The sequence below is a fragment of the Brevibacillus sp. AY1 genome, assembly GCF_029870785.1.
Lineage (GTDB): Bacteria > Bacillota > Bacilli > Brevibacillales > Brevibacillaceae > Brevibacillus > Brevibacillus invocatus.
Window position 1 is genome coordinate 1 of sequence record NZ_JAFLPN010000021.1, and the last position, 19,129, is coordinate 19,129.

Genomic DNA, 19,129 nt, shown 5'->3' on the forward strand with positions numbered 1-19,129 from the left:
CGTATACCGAACGGTACGTACGGTGGTGTGGGAGGTCGGCTACTCAAATAATGGGTAGCCTCCTACCCGATTACGTTTTGAGTCTATGGTGTTCGACTTCGCCATTGCCGATAGAACAGCATGACAAGGAAGAACAGCACGAGCTGGCCGAAAAGAGGATATAGCACGCGCAAAAGCGAACTAAACCCTACGAAACTGATGATATAACTAACTAGAAGAATCCCGAACAGAATGGTAGGAGTGCGAAGCCGGGTCACTCGTCTCAGTTGCTCTGAAAGTCCAAATACGTTGGCGACCAGCGTGGAGAAAATTTCCGCGTACACCAGGAAAGAAAAGAGTAGCGGAATCGTATGTCCCAAGCCATGTAAAAGTGTGATCATGGGCATTTCCGCATGTGAAATGCCGGGCATTTTGACGGAAAGGGAGGCAAAGGCAAGCAAAAGAAGCAGCCCGATTCCGAGTCCACCTATGATACCCCCTGCGATCAAGGGCTTTTCACTTTGGCTATGACGGCCAATTGGAACAAGGACAGCTTGTGTAAGCGACACATTTAAGGCAACATAATACAATGGAGAACTGATCCACGCCCAAGGACGCAGTGATTCTACCTGGATGATCTGGTTCTCCCAAGGTTGTACATATAAAAAAACAAGTACCGTAAATGCGATCAAGGATGGAACAAAAATACTATTCACATGGTGTATGGCAAAAAGTCCTTTTCTGGTGACGATAAAGATGACGATCATACTAAACCAGATGCCAATTTGGGGGGACAAGTGAAAGGACTCCCAAAAAATCGAGCCTGTAGCCGCCAGCATGACAGACGTCATCCCCAAAAGAACGGTGAGTAAAAGCGTATTGAAGACAATGCCGAATGGATGTCCGAAAAGATAGGTGCTTACGGCTTGATACGAATCTGCTTGAATACGATAGGATATCAGCATGACACGAACACCAGCCCATACAAATAAGCAAGTAGCAAGAAGGATACCGATCAAACCTTGCAGGCCGTATTGAACAAAGAATTCGATGATTTCTTTTCCGGAGGCAAATCCAGCTCCTACAACGGTACCGATATAGGTAAAAGCAATCTGCCATGCCGTTTTCCAAGATCCTTGCATCTCAGACCTCCTGTCCCACTTTATTCATCATATGAAAGGAAGTGATCCGAATATGCGCGTTACTGTATTAGGATTCCAGTCCCCGTACCCTGGCCCAAATGGAGCGACTCCAGGATACTTGATCGAAACAGACTCCAAACGCTTACTGCTCGATTGTGGCAGCGGGGTATTGTCTCAGCTGGGGAAGTACGTTCCGATCCATCAGCTGGATGCGCTGCTCTTATCCCATTACCATCACGATCACATAGCCGATGTGGGCGTATTGCAGTACGGACTCATGGTACATCAGTTGTTTCAGGAAAGGGAGAAGAACAGACCGCTTCCGATCTATGCACCCGCTCAGCCCATTGTCGATGCGCAGTCGCTACTGTACAGACAGGCGACCTCCTTTCATCCTGTAGATGAGCAGACGCATTTGGCGATTGGGGACATTCAGATCCGTTTTTTGCGAACCGATCATGGAAATGGTGATCCGTGCTACGCGATGCGCCTGGAATCACAAGGGAAGGTCCTGGTATACGGAGCGGACAGTGGACCGGGAACGAATTGGGAAGGCTTTGCGAGTGACGTTGATTTGTTTATTTGCGAAGGTACTTATCTGGATCACAACAAGCCAAAGGAATCCAATGGCCATTTATCTGTACGGGAAACGGCACAGTTGGCTGAAGCGCTGAAATGCCGGGCTTTGTTGATCACACATTTATACCATCTGTATGAACCCGAGGTCGTGCAGCAGCAAGCGGAGGCATATACGTCTGGAACTTGCTACGTAGCAAGTATCGGCTTGCAAATTACGCTGTAAGACTGAATCATTCCACCATGGCTGAAGGAGAAAAAATCATGTTTCCAAATGTGCTGGAGGTAGCACGTCAACTGATACGAGAACGGGTAACAGAAAGCGAGACTGTCATAGATGCGACAATGGGCAATGGGAATGATACGTTGTTTCTTGCCCAATTGGTCAAGGACAAGGGGAAAGTGATTGCCTATGATGTGCAGAGTCAGGCGATTGAGAAGACAAAGGCGCGGCTAGAGAAGGAAGGTGTTGCCCAGCACGTGGAATTGCGTCTAGCCAGTCACGAGGAAATGGCGAGCGAGCAGGAGTGTGTGAGTGCCATCATGTTCAATCTGGGGTATTTACCTGGAGGGGATAAGGATATCACCACACAGGCTACCAGTACGATACGTGCGATAGAGGCTGGACTTGCCCTGCTGCGCAAGGGTGGAATTATGACGATCATGGTGTATTGGGGGCATGCGGCGGGTGAAATTGAAAAGCATGAGCTGGAGAGCTTTTGCCAAACCTTGGATCAGCGCAGATTTCTCGTCTTGAAATACCAATACATCAATCAGCAAAATCAGGCCCCATTTTTATTAGCGATTGAGCGCAGAGCGCAATAGAGTGCAACAGGTTTTCCCGGGCAAGCGCAAGTTCCGACAGGGAGGACGAAGGCTGGAGAAGTTTGTCAGTAAGCTTTGGGTTGGTATCCCTTGAAAATAGGCACGCCCCTGTCAATATAGACACATACCCTATGGAGATGAAACGTACGCAAGGGGGATCGATGTGGATAGAGTTGGCATTATGTTGGACTGGGGTATCATTCAGAAAGGGATACGAGGAGACAAGTCTTATGAACGTCTGCCTTACTATGTGGAGATCGGCAAAGAGCTAGGTCTGGAGCCGGTTTTTTTCCACCCGCGACATGTGCTTGCCGGAGAAGGGAGAGTCCAAGGATACTTTTGGAATGGCAGCAGACTGATCCCCCGTCTGGTCCATGTCCCACGTGTTATTCATAACCGTGTGCTGACCGGAGATTTGAGATCTCGGGGCGTCATTTCACGACTGAGCAAAAAGAAAAAAGTATTCAATGGACTGGTGGTGCGAGATAAACGGAAGGTGCACCAAATGCTCTGGAAAAACCAGCTTATCCGCGCCTATCTCCCGAATACCACACCCTACTCAAGCCAAGCGCTTCAGCAGTTTTTGAATGCGTATAAAGTCATTTATGTAAAACCTGCGATCGGTTCGGTAGGAATTGGGGTCGCGCGAATCGAGAAATATGGGAACGAATACCACTTTATTTCTTCGAAAATGCGAAAAATACTAACACGCTCACGATTGCTGCAGGTCGTAAAAAAGTGGGTAGGCAACAAGCGTTTTCTGATTCAGCAAGGGATTCCATTAGCTCGCTTTGAAGGAAAGACGTACGATATTCGTGTATCCGTACAAAAAAATGGGGAGCGTGAATGGACGGTAAGTGGCATGGTGGCTAAGGTAGCTAATCAAAAGAACAAATTAAGCAACTTGTCCCGGGGAGGAAGAGCCTATCCCTTGAATACAGTCATGCAAAAAGCGTTTACGGTCGAGGAGCAAGTTCAAATTTTTGGACGAATCGAAGAGGCCGCGATCGAGATCGCGAAGACGTATGGTCATCAATTCCCGTCTCTGGCTGATTTGGGCATGGACATGGGGATTGATCAAAACGGACACCCTTTCTTGATCGAAGTGAACGTCAGGGATCAACGCTACTCCTTTTTCAAGGCAGGGGAGAGGGGAATGTTCAAACAGACGTATCGCCATCCTCTGGAATATGCTCGAACCTTGATACGGGAAATGGATCACAAACAAAAAGGGAAGGCTTAGGTAGCGTTCCAGAAAAAAAGACGGTGGCATAGGCCTCCGTCTTTCTCATGGTGTGCCACGCATGGCGATTAACTAGGTGGTGAAAGTCCACTGTGGGGGTTTGTAGTTACCAACCACTAGCCAAGAGCAAGGGTGTCCACCGCGAGGTGGAATCCAAAGGAAGCTGGAGGCAAACTTCCGGCCCAAGGAACACGAACATCATCAGGCATAGGATACGGGATGAGTCTGCCAAACAAGACGAAGTCCAATTAACTACACGGACGTACCAATGTAAATGATGTGGGTATATGGAAGGAAAGTGAATCGTCTTACCGTGGGAGGTCTCATGGACGTGAGGAGATGCACTTCGAATCACGGTTGAAACAAGATTTATCATGAGAAGTCAGCAGACGCCATAGTACCGCGAACAGTCGACGGTTCGAGGGAAGGGCTGAACCTTAGGAGGTGAAGTCAATGAAAGTTACCGAAACAGGAGCCAAGGGCAGCCAACTTCTAACGGAAGACTCTCTGCAAAAGAATAGTGCGGAACACGAAGGATATGCGGGAGTGCACAGTCCTGCGAGGATAACCGAAACCGACGACACCAACGCAACCGAGTCGAAGGACCGGTTGCTTGAGAAAATCGTTAGCAGGGACAACTTGAACGAAGCATTCAAGAGAGTCAAAGCGAACAAGGGATCGCACGGAATCGACGGGATGGGAGTAGATGAACTTCTACAATATCTCAGAGACAACGGCGAGACCATCAAGCAACTGATCTTGGGCGGCAAGTACCGCCCGAATCCCGTTCGAAGGGTAGAGATTCCCAAAGAGAACGGAAAGAAGAGAAACCTTGGCATTCCAACAGTGGTTGACCGAGTCATCCAGCAGGCAATCGCCCAAGTGCTTACGCCAATTTATGAGAGGCAGTTTTCAGACAACAGCTACGGATTCCGACCCAAACGGAGCGCACACCACGCGATGAAACGAAGCCAACAATACGTGCAAGAGGGATATCGTTACGTGGTGGATATGGACTTGGAGAAATACTTTGACACCGTCAACCAAAGCAAGCTCATCGAGGTGCTCTCAAGAACGATCAAAGACGGACGAGTGATCTCGCTCATCCATAAGTATCTCCGGGCGGGAGTTGTCGTGAAGCATAAGTTTGAGGACACGGAAATCGGCGTACCGCAGGGAGGGAACCTAAGTCCGATTCTCAGCAATATCATGCTGAATGAATTGGACAAGGAACTGGAAGCAAGAGGACATCGATTCGTGCGATACGCAGACGATATGCTCATATTCTGCCGGAGCAGGAGGAGTGCGGAGCGTACCCTGACGAAAATTCTCCCTTACATCGAGAAGAAGTTGTTTCTCAAGGTAAACCGGGAGAAAACGATCGTGGACGATGCGACAAAAGTTAAATTTCTTGGCTTCTCATTCTACCAGAGCAAAGGGGAAACGCGGGTCAGAATCCATCCCAAATCCGTATCCAAGATGAAAGCTAAAGTGAGAGAGCTAACGTCGAGAAGCAACGGAATGGGAAACACCGACCGGGCGCTGAAGCTTAGGCGTTACATCATGGGATGGATAAATTATTTCAAGCTTGCTGACATGAAACAACTACTCCAAACCACTGATAAATGGATGAGAAGGCGTATCCGAATGGTCTTCTGGAAGCAATGGAAACGAGTGAGGACGAAACTCGAAAGGCTTATATCGCTCGGAATTCATGAACAGAAGGCGTGGGAATACGCAAACACAAGAAAGGGCTATTGGAGAATCTCCAATAGCCCAATCCTCTCGAAGTCCCTCGGTAACAATAGGCTGAAGAACCTCGGATTCCTTTTCTTTTCTGATTATTATCGACAAGTTACTGCGCATTCCTAATGGAACCGCCGTATACCGAACGGTACGTACGGTGGTGTGGGAGGTCGGCTACTCAAATAATGGGTAGCCTCCTACCCGATTTGATTGGTTAAGGTTGTGTGCTTGGCTGGTTTTCCGCAAGCGGGTAAGGCAAGTTTCGAAAATGCCGATAGACAAGCGCAAGGATCGATTTTCGGGTCAATATCCCTTGGAAAATTTGCTCTTCGTTCTCGATACATACAAATGGGTGATTAATGGAGACTTCTAAGGCCTTCATGAATTCATCTGTATCTTTCAAACGGGGTATTTTGGTGTCCATGACATCATCCACAATATGTTCAGACATTTTTTCATACTCAAATCGTTCCAGGCCGAGGGATTTGTTCATGATGTGATTCGTACTGATCTGACCGTGCAGTCGATACTGATGATCCAAAACCGGAATAGCGGAATAGCCGCATTTGATCAAGACGAGCAGAGCATGTTCAAGTGAATTGCCTAGCTGTACGTGTGCGACTTTTGTGGAAGCAATGATGAGATCTTTGATGGGTGTATGTAGCAAGGAAGGTTCTTGATTCATGTGGATCCACCACCTTTTCTTTCGTCTAGGGCAGGTAGTTTACACTGCAAATTACGTTTCTCCTCTATGATACATGAAGCCCGCGCGAAGCGGTAGGTCTACAAGAAAAAAGCCCGGCGACCGTGCGCCAGGCAAGTAATCGAGGTGTGGAACAATAGTCCCTACATGTAGTATGCAAGAACGACAATTCTTTTACATTAGGAGTTTGGAGGAAAGAATCGCTTCCCCTACTCAGGTAAATGCCAATCGCCTGCAGCTAATTGCTTCGCCGTGTACGAAAACAGGCGTAGCCGTTCTGCGAGATGGTGCCTCGAATCCTGCAGCAAGGTATCTGGCACATGGAAAGGAACGGGCTCCACAGGCCAACGCTGCTCAATGGCAGTAAGCAGCTGCTTTTTCACATCATCTACGGTAACTGCACGACCTGTCAAACCTGCAATGCTCCCTACTGTGCTGCCATCGATAAGAGGGATGGGCTTATGGCTCTCCATGTCATCTAGACCGGCTTCCCGGTAAAATGCTTCCATCCATTCACCGCGAGGCATTTCTTCGACATTGATGCATAATTGCAGAATCGAACCAAATCGGGTGCGACGCTGTGCCATGCCTCCAATTTTCTTGCCTTGAATAGAAAAATCATACTCGCCAGCACAATAAGAGCCTGCAACCTCTCCGAATTCCAGAGTGCCGTATTCTCCCAGGCCCACTTCAAGGAGCGAGGAGACAAAAGAAAAGAACGAATCAATAGAGATCGAGGTATCTGGCAATAAACAAGCCAGATTAAGGACTCCGGCATCCAGTGGGACGCACGCACCGCCTGAGGAGCGAAGCACACTGCCGAAGCCCTGCTGACCAAAATGTCGTAAAGCTTGTTCTAGACGAGGCAGCTTGGCATCGCGCCTGCCCAAATACAGAGCGCGGTCGTACACCCACAGATGAATAATTGGCGCCGCACCAGGGGTTTGCAGGCTGGCAGTCAGAGCTTCATCTTTGATCAACGGCTCTAACGGACTATCCTGATAAACGCCGGAGTCCATCCAGCGAAATGGTTGAAGTATGGTAATAGACATAGACGAAAAGCTCCTTCACGGACATGACTAGCTACCATTATACAATGGACGTATGTTCAATTCTACGCTTGTTCTATTGGGTAATGAGGAGAACAAAGAAAGACCCGACACCGTAGAAAGGTGCCGGGTCTTTTCATTCCTTCTATTACTCGACTGCTTTGAAGTTAAAGTTATCCAGGTACGTCATGTTGCGTGGAGCACCTTTCGTCGCTTCTGCTTGCAAGTACAAGCCGAGCTTTGTACCTTCTTGTTTCACTTGTTGTTGAGAGAACAGGAACTGATCGTTCATGTAGATGGAGACAGTTGTTTTGTTGACAACGACCTTCAAGCGGTTTGTAGATTTCAGCTTGTAGTTGCCGGAAGCGATGACATCTACCTCATCATCTTCTACATCGTTTACTTTACCCAAGACAACACGATCTTTTTGCACGTAGACGACATGTGCCTTGTCATCTTTGCCGTTGAAGAACAGTCCACCCAATCCGTTCGTTCCAGAAGGATTGACATCTACAGTCAATTCATATTTCTCAGGCTTCGTGGACTCTTTCCAGATGAGCGGCAGGAAGAAATGTTCGATGTCGTCGTCTGTAGTAATCGCTGTTACTTGCTTGTTGATGACTCCCCAGACACCTGTTGCCTTGTCGGATTGCCAGTTCTTCAGCTCAGTATTGGAGAAGTTATCCGATACGCTCGCTGGAAGCTCAGGCTTTTCGGGCTTCGGTGGTTCTGGTACCGGGTTCGGGAAGACTACTTTGGTTTCTTCATTGTCTTTCTTTTCGATCAGCGCACGGTGCAGCAGGGAAGCTGCCTCCGCACGTGTAATGGCGTCAAGTGGACGGAAACGATTGTCAGAGCCCTGCATCAAATTGGTTTGGATGGCAATGGCAATGTAAGAGCGCAGATTCGTTGAAATCTTGTCATCGTCGCGGTACTTTTTCAATACGTTCAAATCCGCTTTTTCTTTTTTGTCATAGCCCAGGAGACGAACCATGGCTACTGCAATGTCTTCGCGAACAGCTGGCTGGTCAGGCTTATACGTATAGCGGTTTCCGGATTTGTAGCCGGTCAGGTAAGGCTTCGCGTATTCCACGTAGTAGAACGACCAGTGAGACCTAGGGACGTCCTGGAATGTCTGCGTGATGTTGCGTTTGTCGATGTCGACATCTGCTGCTGCAATCATAATTTTGGCAAATTCGGCGCGAGTGACTAGGTTGTTGGGTCGAAACTTTTTGTCATTGTATCCCACAATGATCCCTTTTTCCGCCATCTCCGTGATTGCTTTGTATGCCCAGTGGTTACGTGGGACATCGGAGAAGGAAGGAGTCGCAGCACTCACGAAGGGAACAATCGTGAAGACCATCATAACAGCCAATAAAAAGCTTATCGCTCGTTTCATGGTGACCTCCTCAAAAAATTTTCTAATATTTTCGCCTGGCAGTTATTCAGACGCCGCGGGACAAGTTTATGTTGCAAGGAACGGGACCTATTTTGGTGAAATTAAGAAAAAAGTTGGAAGTGACAAGGGAAAAAAGGAGGAGAAGAGACCCTAAAGAAATTCGGTACGAAGGATTGGAAATTGGAGACATAACTATTACCAAACGTACAGACGAGCTGGAACTTTTGGTCATATCCTATGATAAACGTGCTATAAAAAGGGGTTAACAGGGGAGGTGGGACCAGGAGACGATGAATCTGATTAATAACGGCGGATTTGAAACAGGTTCCCTATGGCCCTGGCAGGGGATGAACGCTTCTATCCATTCCATGCATCTACAGACCGGCTATTTTTGTGCTGAACTTGCAGGTGGCATGATAAAGGCTTCCATCCAGCAAATAGTACCCGTGGAGCCTCATGTATCCTATCTGTTTTCAATGTCAATCGCAAAGTCTCAAATCTCAGGGGCTCCTTTAATGTCTATGTTTCTTCTCTATTTGGACCATTTTTATCAAACGGCTTCCGTTGGATTTGCCAACAGTATGCGCATTCGAAATCAGCAAAGTGAAACAGGAGCATGGAAAACGATTGTGGAAAGCACCACCGAATCGCCGCCGAATGCAGCGTATGCATTGCTTTGTATTCTAAAAGCGCCGCAACAAGCAAGCTCAGCGGTGCTTGTGGATGACATTGGCTTGTATTTGACTGGCGGAGGAGGGAGTTCGGGCGTGGATTATACGGAGATTCGCGATCTGCTTACCTCTTACCAGGCATCCAACACGACGATTGTCATCATGACATCAGGCCAGCAAACAGGAGCAGCAGCTAAGGTCACGAGCGTCGGAGCCACTCTGGTGACATTGACGACATTGGCTGGTTCGACCATGTCTATTCCTTACGAACACATAACGAATATTGAAACGGTCTAACACGGCGGAAGGGGGGAAGATAATTGGCTACTACAACCTTGTCAGGAGACTTGATTCAAAATCTTCAGTTGGGAACCACATTGAATGTAGGAGTTGGCGGATATGTAATCACTGGTACCCTGGATAGAGTGGGAAATGATTACTTGTACATGGCTCCCTTCCGCGTACCATTTGCCAATATTCTCTATATTGAAGAATTGCCCTAGAATTCAGAAGGAAGAGGGGATTTACTGTGGCGTATATTTCACCTGTTCAGCACCTCCCTTTTCCGGGTACCCCATTATTTTTAAAGCTTACCGCGGGAATAGGGTCAATGATTAGTCTGCAGACCGTACAAGGAGAAATTGAAGGGACCTTGACTGGTGTGGAGAGCGGACTTGTTACTGTCAGGATTGATGAAAACACGGAGCTGCATGTGGTGTTTAGTACCGTTATCAGTTTTTCATTTTACTAACCGCATACAAAAAATGGCGAGAGCGCTTGGAAAGTGCTCTTTTTTCTATAAGACAGCGCTCGTCGCTATTCGATACTCAGAAATATTCGCTTGTGGTCAAACAAGACGGTCCTGACCGTTTTGTACATATTTTGCCTTAAACACATTCGCTTTTGCTTCACCTGGAATGGTATAATTCTATATTGGCTACTAGTCAGATAACTATTCCAGTTGAGGTGATACATCATGAAAGAAACGAAAGAGGCGACTGTGGACTTAAAATCCGGCAAGTCTCCCAAGACGGCGGCTGATTTCGCCAAGTACTTTCAAGCTCCTTCACTGAAAGACGCGAAGCAGCGCGGTAAAGAGGAAATCAAGGTCCACTACGATTTTACGATTGATGACGATATGAAGCAGATCGGCAAAGGGAAGCGCTACCATGTGCGGACCTATGGCTGCCAGATGAATGAACATGACTCAGAAACGATCTCCGGCATTTTGGAGCAAATGGGGTATACCTCCTCCGAAGAGATCGAGCAAGCGGATGTCATTTTGTTCAATACCTGTGCGATTCGGGAAAATGCCGAAGACAAGGTGTTTGGTGAATTGGGCCACATGAAGCGGCTCAAGCACAACAACCCCAATCTGATTCTGGGTGTCTGCGGATGTATGTCCCAAGAGGAAAAGGTCGTCAACAAAATTTTAAAAAGCTATCAGCAGGTTGACCTGATTTTTGGTACGCATAATATTCACCGGCTTCCAGAGCTTTTGCGCGATGCGATGTTCAGCAAGGAAATGGTCATCGAGGTGTGGTCCAAGGAAGGCGACATCGTCGAGAACATGCCAAAGCTGCGAGAAGGAAACACCAAGGCCTGGGTCAATATCATGTACGGCTGCGACAAATTCTGTACGTACTGTATCGTTCCCTATACACGTGGGAAGGAACGGAGCCGCAGGCCTGAGGACGTCATCGCAGAAGTGCGTGACCTGGCTCGTCAGGGCTTTAAAGAGATCATGCTGCTCGGTCAAAATGTGAACGCCTACGGAAAAGATTTCGATGACATGACGTATGGCTTTGGCGATTTGCTCGATGAAATTCGAAAAATCGATATTCCACGCATTCGTTTCACCACCAGCCATCCACGTGATTTCGATGACCACTTGATCGAGGTCCTGAGTCATGGCGGAAATCTGGTCGAACAGATCCATCTTCCCGTACAATCCGGGTCAAGCGAAATCTTGAAGCGGATGGCGCGCAAATATACACGTGAACATTATTTGGAATTGGTGCGTAAAATTAAAGCGGCTATCCCGGACGTCTCCTTGTCCTCGGACATTATCGTAGGCTTCCCAGGGGAAACCGATGAGCAGTTTGAAGAAACCATCTCACTGGTGGAAGAGGTCCGTTATGATTTCGCCTACACGTTCATCTATTCTCCGCGTGAAGGTACGCCTGCTGCTGTTATGGAAGACAATGTACCGATGGAGGTCAAAAAAGCGCGTCTGCATCGCCTGAACGAGGTTTTGGGCCGCATCGGTCTGGAGCAGAATAAAAAGCTGGAAGGCAAAGTGCTCGAAGTGCTGGTCGAGGGTGTATCGAGAACCAATGATGAAGTATTGGCTGGACGCACTCGTACCAACAAGCTGGTTCATTTTAAAGGAGATTCTTCCCTGATTGGTCAGTATGTACATGTAAATATTACAGATGCGAAAACGTGGACACTCCACGGAGAACTCGCAACTACAGTCGAGGTGTAAGCAAATGGAACAAACAAATCTCTACACACAAAAAGAAATTTTAGATAAAGCACGTGAGCTTGCTCAAATGATTTCCCAAACGAACGAAGTGGATTTTTTCAAACGTGCGGAGCTTCAGATCAAGCATCATGACCGCGTACAAGAGCTGATCGATCAGTTGAAGCAAAAGCAGAAGCAAATGGTCATGTTTGAATCCATCAACAAACCAGATCTTGTGGCAAAGCTGGAGGGGGAGTTCAACCAGCTTCAGGAAGAACTGGACGCCATTCCACTCGTCACCGAATTCAAGCAATCTCAGGTTGACGTAAACGATCTGCTGCAAATGGTGACCAATGTCATCACCAATACCGTTTCGGAGCGTATCATTCTGGATACCGGCGGAAACCCGTTGACTGGGGAAACCGGCGGAGGACCTGAAAAGAAGCATGGAGACAGCTGCTGCTCATAGAGAACAATAAAGTACCGCGACAGCTTTACATGAAGCCTTCGATCAACTTCTCACCAAAATGAAGGTGGGTGTTTGCACCCTAGTCGAATGCCCTGCATACAAATGTACAGAAACGTTGTATGGAGGAGGTAACGAAATGTCGGGTTCAGACAAAGATCTACAGTGCCGAGAACTCATCGCGAAAGCTGTTTGCGGTAAAGGCCATAAATTTTCTTCGACCACCCACACCATCATACCGTCGCAAACTCCTTCGACGATCCTGGGATGCTGGATTATCAACACCAATTTCCAGGCTGAGAAAGTCGGAGACGCGGTTGAAGTATCTGGAACGTATGACGTCAACCTGTGGTTCTCGTTTGCAAATAACACGCAGACTGAAGTCAAGCGGGAAACTGTCAAGTTCTCCGTACTCGTTCCGCTAACGTTCTTTGACAGGAACTGCCGAGGCGATCTGGAAATCGTCGCTCGAGCAGTCGAACAGCCGAAGTGCGTAAAAGCCGAGTTGAGTGGCGGAGGCACAATCACAGTCAGAGTCGAAAGTGAATTTGCTGTAGAAGTGATTGGCGAAACAAAAGTCTGCGTAGTAGTCTGCAATAGTTGCGACGATAAAGATTTCCATCTGTTGGGTGATTTTGAAGAGAACAGCGACGAATTTGATGACTTCGATTCGTCTACATTGCTCGACGAACTGGACTAAAGAGGAGAAGCCTATCTCCTCTTTTTTTCTTTTTTCAAACACTCATTCACCAACGTTCTCATTGGGCAAAAGAGGAAGAAGTTTTTTCCTGCCACACATTTTTGGGCGCTATCATAAGCTATAGCAGAAATGTTAAGGAGTGTGGTGGACATGATCTTGCGCGCACAGGGAAATACCGCTCACACATTCGGGGGAATAAGCGGACAACAAATGACGTCAAATGCGAAGGAAGCCGTAGAATTTTTAAAACGACCTGAAGCGGGCAGATGGCTTCTGCGGCTCAGTCGACTTCCGGTGACTGCGAAGAAAAGACCGCAACCCGGCTGGCGGACTTACCTGGTGAGCTTGTATCAAGATCAAATCCTGCACATGTCACGGATGGCAGAGCAGGAGCAGTGGCTGCTGCAATCGTGGGACTTACCTTCCTATGAGTCTGTAAGCTTGCCGAGCCAAGACCCGGAAGTAAATCTGGTGAAAACACTAGCCGCAAGAAGCTTGTATGCATCGGGTATTGACGCTGGTCAAGTGCTGATCTATGCCGTTTCTGCACATCGAGCCAAGGTGGTACAAGTGATTCCAGACTGGCCGGTTGAGCTAGCTGATCAGTATATGCAGCTTGCAAGCGAATGGTGGGAAAAAAGACAGAGCATGCACCCGCAAAGACTTTTGAAGCTGGGTGCTGATCCGGAATTCGCGTTGCGAAAAGAAGACGGAAGCATGGCGCTTGCCTCTGACTACCTGAAGATTGCAGGTATTGTCGGCTGCGATACGACGCGTTATCGGGAAGAATTGGCGATGCATCAGCATCCTGTAGCCGAGCTGCGACCGGAGCCCGTAGAGGATCCGGAAGAATTGTTTGCGCATATCTGGGATGCTTTGAAGCTGGCAAACCAGAAGATGAATAACCCGCAGCTCGAGTGGCTGGCTGGAGGCATGCCGTTTCCAGGTTACCCCATTGGTGGACATATTCATTTCAGTGGAATCACGCCTACGTTTTCATTGCGTCGAAAGCTGGATGCCTACCTTGCGCTGCCTCTTGTCTTGATTGAGGATCAGAGCTGCCAGCAGCGCAGGGAACGCTACGGATTTTTAGGCGATGTTCGCGAAAAAACATACGGGTTTGAATATAGGACGATGCCGAGCTGGCTGGTGCATCCAACTGTGACACGAGGTGTCCTGCATCTCTCGCGACTGATCGCCAACAACCATTCTCTTCTTCAAGCTGCACCTCATCTTCAGCCAGCTTTGATAAAAGCCTACTACCGTGGCGAAAAATTGGTACTGAAACCTTATGTGGAAACCATTTGGAGAGAATTGCGCCAAATGCCCGGGTATCAACTTTCCCAGTTTCATTTGGATCGGTATTTTACGATCCTGCTCTCCGGCCAAACGTGGCCCGCTCAAGATAATTTGCGCAAGGCATGGAATCTGCTAGGATGAGTGCGAGTGCCGTTCAACATTCGATGCAAAACATGCTATAATAGCATACGAGATTTACAGGTAGGAGAAGAAAACAATGGCTCAATATACCCCGATGATTCAACAGTATCTGGCGATCAAGAAAGATTATCCGGATACTTTCTTATTTTTCCGTTTGGGAGATTTTTACGAACTCTTTTTTGAAGATGCCATGCTTGCGTCGCGGGAGCTGGAGATTACCTTGACTGGTCGGGAAGGCGGCACGGATGAGCGTATTCCGATGTGCGGGGTTCCTCACCATGCGGCGGACGGCTACATCGCGGAATTGCTGAAAAAAGGCTACAAGGTAGCAGTCTGTGAGCAAGTCGAGGACCCGAAGGAAGCAAAGGGTGTCGTCCGTCGTGAAGTGACGCGCGTAATTACGCCAGGAACGATGATGGAAGGCAAATGGCTGACGGATAAGGAAAACAATTACATGGCCGCGATCGCAGAGGTGGATGGCCGCAGCGGGATAGCTGCCTGTGACATGAGTACGGGTGAAATGTACGTCACCTCCTTGACCGGTACAGGGCAGCTGGTGCTGGATGAAGCGCTGCAGTACAGACCAAAAGAGCTGGTCTTTTACGGCTTTGATACCCTTCCCAAAACCTCCATCCCAAGTGCAGCGATCGCGAGCGGCCAGCTGCATGAATTCGCAGTCGACGAGCAATACCAGAGTCAGGCGAAAGACCTGGATATGGCTATGCGGACGGCTGTAAATGTTCTTTTGTACTACATAGGAACGACACAAAAACGAAGTCTTGCCCACATGAGACAGATCAAGCGCTATGATGCGAGACAATATCTGCAGATGGATGGCTTTTCTCGCCGAAATCTCGAGTTGATCGAGACGATACGCGATAAGACCAAAAAGGGCTCGCTCCTATGGTTATTGGATCGCTCGGAAACCGCAATGGGCGGCAGGCTGCTTCGCAGATGGATCGAGCGTCCACTACGCAATCGGCAAGAGCTGACTTCGCGTCTGGAGGCTGTTGAGGCACTCAAAGGGGATATGCTGCTGCGCTCTGATGTGCGTACTTGTCTGGATCGGGTGTATGACCTGGAACGTTTGGCAGGCCGCATCGCGTATGGTAATGCCAATGCTCGCGATCTGGTGCAATTGCGCCTGTCGCTCGAAGCCGTCCCTGAATTAAAACAGCTGTTGCTTCAAACAGACTCATCCGTTTTGCTGCAGATGGCAAATGAAATGGATGCTTGCACAGATCTGGTTGATTTTCTGCGTGAAGCGCTGGTGGACGATCCTCCTCTCTCGATTCGCGAAGGAGGAATCATCCGTACCGGCTACGATGCTTATCTGGACAAGCTGCATACAGCGAGTCGGGAAGGCAAGACCTGGATTGCCCAGCTGGAGCAGCGGGAACGGGAAGCAACCGGAATACGTTCCCTAAAGGTTGGTTTCAATAAGGTATTTGGCTATTACATCGAGGTCTCGAAGGCAAATATCCCAAACGTTCCTGCGGGACGCTTTGAGAGAAAGCAGACCCTTACCAATGCGGAGCGCTACATCACTCCAGAATTGAAAGAGCAGGAAGCCTTGATTCTGGAAGCGGAAGACAAAATGATCGAACTGGAGTACCAGTTGTTTACTGCGGTACGAAACGAGATGGCGAAACAGATCCCGCGTATTCAGGAGCTTGCAGAACGGATCTCGACCGTCGATGTTCTTCAGGCATTTGCGACCGTCAGTGACGAACGCGGTTATGTACGACCGCAGTTTTCGGAAAGTGGCGAGTACGTGATCCAGGATGGTCGTCATCCCGTTGTAGAGGCGGTTCTAGAGCAGGAAAAGTACGTGGCCAATGACGTTGCCATGGACCAGGACAAGCGGCAGATTCTCTTGATTACCGGCCCGAACATGGCAGGGAAAAGTACGTATATGCGGCAGATTGCGCTGATTACGGTCATGGCACAGATCGGTTGTTTTGTACCGGCGAAGCAAGCATCACTGACGCTGGTCGATCAGATCTTTACCCGCATTGGAGCTGCCGATGATCTGGTTGGCGGACACAGTACCTTCATGGTGGAAATGCTCGAGACGAAGCATGCGCTGCAAAAGGCGACCTCCCAAAGCCTGATTTTGCTCGACGAAATAGGCAGAGGAACGTCTACGTATGACGGGATGGCTTTGGCTCAGGCTGTTATTGAATACATCGGGGAAAAAATCGGAGCAAAAACGCTTTTCTCCACACATTATCACGAATTGACAGGCTTGGCTGATACCATGCATGGGGTAGTAAATGTAAATGCCCGTTGTGAAGAACGGGATGGGAAGCTATTGTTTCTGCACAGAATCGAAGAGGGAAGAGCGGATAAGAGCTATGGTATTCACGTGGCTGAGCTTGCGCAAATGCCTCATTGGGTCATTGAAAGGGCAAGAAGCATATTAACGGGGTTGGAAGCGGGCTCATCTGCTACAAGCACGGATATGCAGATGTCCTTCGAGGCGTTGTGGACAGCCCCAGTCGCTGCTGTGAGCGAAGAACCGTCACCACCAGCCCATCCTGAAGAATTGGCTATCATAGAGGAGCTTCGGGATTTGGATCTGAATCAGACGACCCCAATGGATGCCATGATGAAGCTGTTCGAGTGGAAAAAGCGATTGAAACAGGGATGAAGCAAGCAGGAGGTGAGAAACCGCCGTGGGAAAAATCAAGCTACTAGACGAGCATCTTGCGAATATGATTGCTGCGGGAGAAGTAGTTGAACGACCTGCTTCTGTAGTGAAAGAGCTGGTGGAAAATGCCATTGATGCAGGTGCATCGAAGGTTGAAGTCCATGTTGAAGAAGGAGGCTTGGAGCTGATTCGGATCGTGGATGACGGGCAAGGCATGGACAGGGAAGACTGCCGACTCGCTTTTGAGCGCCACGCCACAAGTAAAATCGGTTCCACCCGTGATCTGTTCCGTATCCGCACCCTTGGCTTTCGCGGAGAGGCACTGCCAAGTATCGCAGCGGTTTCTCGAGTCGAGCTGACCAGCAGTCCATCCAGCAGCCAAGTAGGCACACGCCTCGGGATCGAAGGCGGTCAAATCGTAGAAGAGCGGGATGTTGCTACTGTAAAAGGAACCGAAGTATGTGTCCGCAGCTTGTTTTACAATACACCAGCCCGCCTGAAGTACATGAAATCGATCGCAACGGAGATTAGTCATATATCTGATTATGTGAACAGACTGGCGCTGACTCATCCTGATATCTCCTTCATCTTGACGCATAATCAAAAAAACTTGCTGCAAACCTCAGGTGACGGAAAGCTTCTGCATGTCATGGCTGCTATCTACGGGGTACAAATGGCCAAGCTCCTATTGCCCATCTCCGGAGAAACGCTCGATTTTCGCTGGAGCGGCTTGATATCCAAGACCGAAGTGACTCGTGCCAATCGCTCTTACCTTTCAACTCTCGTAAATGGGCGATACATTCGTAGCTACGCCTTGAACAATGCCATCATGCGCGGATATCATACCCTGTTGCCGATTGGAAGATATCCGATCGTCGCTATTCAGATTGAGATGGACCCGACATTGGTGGATGTCAATGTTCATCCAGCCAAGCTGGAAGCGAGATTCAGCAAAGAAGATGAGCTATGCCAGGCGATCGAGCAATCCGTCAAGGAAACCCTGCGCCAAGGCTTGGGAATCGTTCGTCCGATGACGACACAACCCAAGGCTAAGGTCGTTTTACAGGTGGAGCAGCCGCAGTTTGATTTGCAGATTCCTGTTCGTTCTGTCAGCCATTCACAAGAGCGTGTTGCTGAATCTCCCGTGGTAAGTGTGAAGGAAGCCATTGAACCAGCTGTAAAGGAAGCAAAGATCCGCTATGCGGAACCTCCAGCCATCGATCAACGTATAAACGATAGACCCACAAGTAATGTGGAGTCCGATCTGGATGTCTTCAATGTTCAAATGGAGTCAGAGCCGGTCCGTGAAGAACGGGAACCTGTCGAGAGCGATCTGGCAGAGCGAGTTACCTTGCAAGAGCAAGATAATGTCGAACAACCGGTAAACGAATCTCCTACGAGTGAGGAGTCCGCCGTTCCTGTTCTCTATCCGGTCGGGCAGGTACACGGTACCTACATCGTTGCCCAGAATGACACGGGGATGTATTTGATTGACCAGCATGCTGCTCAGGAACGAATTTTTTATGAGTATTTCATGGAAAAGCTCCGGCAAGACAGCATTGCGAGCCAACTGATGCTTTTTCCTCATACGGTGGAGTGTACAGCAGCTGAGGCTGCACGTCTGGAGAAGCGGCTTCCGCTGCTTCAGTCCTTTGGATTGGAGATTGAGTCTTTTGGGAGTCGCACATTTATCATTCGGGCGCACCCACACTGGTTCCCTGAAGGCGCAGAGCTGGAAGTGATTGAGGAATTGATGCAATTCGTCCTGGAAGCAGGTGAAAGTGTACAAGCAGACGTTCGCCAAATGCGGGAGAAGGCAGCGATCATGATGTCTTGCAAAGCTTCTATCAAGGCAAACCGCTTCCTGACCAACGCTGAAATGGAGAGTTTGCTGAATCAGCTGCGTTTGACCTCAAGTCCTTTTACCTGTCCACATGGAAGGCCCATTATTATTCATTTCTCTGCTTACGATTTGGAGAAAATGTTTAAGAGAGTGATGTAACGATTCAGTGGACAATCATGTATACTAGAATTTGAAGTGTCCGTCCCAGACGTACATGGAGGAGTGGA

The 19,129-nt window shown here is 48.6% G+C and carries 17 protein-coding genes; 13 read left to right on the top strand and 4 right to left on the bottom strand.

Going from position 1 to position 19,129, the window contains the following annotated elements:
* Positions 1-83 precede the first annotated feature (83 nt).
* Entirely contained in the window at positions 84-1,121 is a 1,038-nt protein-coding gene (locus JZI27_RS16210; RefSeq protein ID WP_122909396.1) for a YkvI family membrane protein, read from the bottom strand.
* Between the two features lie 52 nt (positions 1,122-1,173).
* On the opposite strand from JZI27_RS16210, the gene JZI27_RS16215 reads away from it, so the two are divergent.
* From JZI27_RS16215 to ltrA, 4 genes are all read left to right on the top strand, one after another.
* Entirely contained in the window at positions 1,174-1,923 is a 750-nt protein-coding gene (locus JZI27_RS16215; RefSeq protein WP_280208286.1) for an MBL fold metallo-hydrolase, read from the top strand.
* Between the two features lie 38 nt (positions 1,924-1,961).
* Positions 1,962-2,522, top strand: coding sequence for a tRNA 5-(aminomethyl)-2-thiouridylate-methyltransferase MnmM (gene mnmM / locus JZI27_RS16220; protein ID WP_280208287.1), 561 nt, complete (start codon positions 1,962-1,964; stop codon positions 2,520-2,522).
* Between the two features lie 163 nt (positions 2,523-2,685).
* A complete protein-coding gene (locus JZI27_RS16225; RefSeq protein ID WP_122909393.1) occupies positions 2,686-3,765 on the top strand; it encodes a YheC/YheD family endospore coat-associated protein in 1,080 nt (359 codons plus the stop codon).
* Between the two features lie 453 nt (positions 3,766-4,218).
* A complete protein-coding gene (gene ltrA, locus JZI27_RS16230) occupies positions 4,219-5,637 on the top strand; it encodes a group II intron reverse transcriptase/maturase (RefSeq protein ID WP_280208288.1) in 1,419 nt (472 codons plus the stop codon).
* An 88-nt stretch (positions 5,638-5,725) separates the two neighbouring features.
* On the opposite strand, the gene cbpB is transcribed toward ltrA, so the two are convergent.
* The 3 genes from cbpB to JZI27_RS16245 all read right to left on the bottom strand — a co-directional run bounded on the left by cbpB (position 5,726) and on the right by JZI27_RS16245 (position 8,662).
* Positions 5,726-6,196 carry a cyclic-di-AMP-binding protein CbpB gene (gene cbpB, locus JZI27_RS16235; protein WP_122909392.1) on the bottom strand — a complete coding sequence of 157 codons (471 nt, stop codon included), beginning with the start codon at positions 6,194-6,196 and terminating at the stop codon, positions 5,726-5,728.
* Positions 6,197-6,423: 227 nt separating this feature from the next.
* On the bottom strand, positions 6,424-7,266 hold the full coding sequence (locus JZI27_RS16240) for a lipoate--protein ligase family protein (protein WP_280208289.1): 843 nt from the start codon (positions 7,264-7,266) through the stop codon (positions 6,424-6,426).
* A 145-nt stretch (positions 7,267-7,411) separates the two neighbouring features.
* Complete coding sequence (locus JZI27_RS16245) at positions 7,412-8,662, bottom strand: S-layer homology domain-containing protein (RefSeq protein WP_251244928.1); 1,251 nt, start codon at positions 8,660-8,662, stop codon at positions 7,412-7,414.
* A 290-nt stretch (positions 8,663-8,952) separates the two neighbouring features.
* Here JZI27_RS16245 and JZI27_RS16250 point away from each other — a divergent pair, with 290 nt between their 5' ends.
* The 9 genes from JZI27_RS16250 to mutL all read left to right on the top strand — a co-directional run bounded on the left by JZI27_RS16250 (position 8,953) and on the right by mutL (position 19,061).
* Positions 8,953-9,630: an NTTRR-F1 domain gene (locus JZI27_RS16250; RefSeq protein WP_280208290.1), complete on the top strand. Its 678-nt coding sequence runs from the start codon at positions 8,953-8,955 to the stop codon at positions 9,628-9,630.
* A 23-nt stretch (positions 9,631-9,653) separates the two neighbouring features.
* Positions 9,654-9,836, top strand: a complete 183-nt coding sequence (locus tag JZI27_RS16255; RefSeq protein ID WP_122909388.1) for a hypothetical protein — start codon at positions 9,654-9,656, stop codon at positions 9,834-9,836.
* Between the two features lie 107 nt (positions 9,837-9,943).
* Positions 9,944-10,084, top strand: a complete 141-nt coding sequence (locus JZI27_RS25065; RefSeq protein WP_481752820.1) for a hypothetical protein — start codon at positions 9,944-9,946, stop codon at positions 10,082-10,084.
* Positions 10,085-10,309: 225 nt separating this feature from the next.
* Entirely contained in the window at positions 10,310-11,821 is a 1,512-nt protein-coding gene (gene miaB / locus JZI27_RS16265; RefSeq protein ID WP_280208292.1) for a tRNA (N6-isopentenyl adenosine(37)-C2)-methylthiotransferase MiaB, read from the top strand.
* Positions 11,822-11,825: 4 nt separating this feature from the next.
* A complete protein-coding gene (locus tag JZI27_RS16270; protein ID WP_280208293.1) occupies positions 11,826-12,269 on the top strand; it encodes a YlbF/YmcA family competence regulator in 444 nt (147 codons plus the stop codon).
* 136 nt (positions 12,270-12,405) lie between these two features.
* Positions 12,406-12,966: an outer spore coat protein CotE gene (gene cotE / locus JZI27_RS16275; protein WP_122909384.1), complete on the top strand. Its 561-nt coding sequence runs from the start codon at positions 12,406-12,408 to the stop codon at positions 12,964-12,966.
* A 150-nt stretch (positions 12,967-13,116) separates the two neighbouring features.
* The gene (locus tag JZI27_RS16280; protein ID WP_280208294.1) at positions 13,117-14,406 is read left to right on the top strand and encodes a putative amidoligase domain-containing protein; all 1,290 of its coding nucleotides are present in this window, start codon (positions 13,117-13,119) and stop codon (positions 14,404-14,406) included.
* A 76-nt stretch (positions 14,407-14,482) separates the two neighbouring features.
* The gene (mutS, locus tag JZI27_RS16285; protein ID WP_280208295.1) at positions 14,483-17,059 is read left to right on the top strand and encodes a DNA mismatch repair protein MutS; all 2,577 of its coding nucleotides are present in this window, start codon (positions 14,483-14,485) and stop codon (positions 17,057-17,059) included.
* A gap of 25 nt (positions 17,060-17,084) precedes the next feature.
* Positions 17,085-19,061, top strand: a complete 1,977-nt coding sequence (gene mutL / locus JZI27_RS16290) for a DNA mismatch repair endonuclease MutL (protein WP_280208296.1) — start codon at positions 17,085-17,087, stop codon at positions 19,059-19,061.
* Positions 19,062-19,129 lie beyond the last annotated feature (68 nt).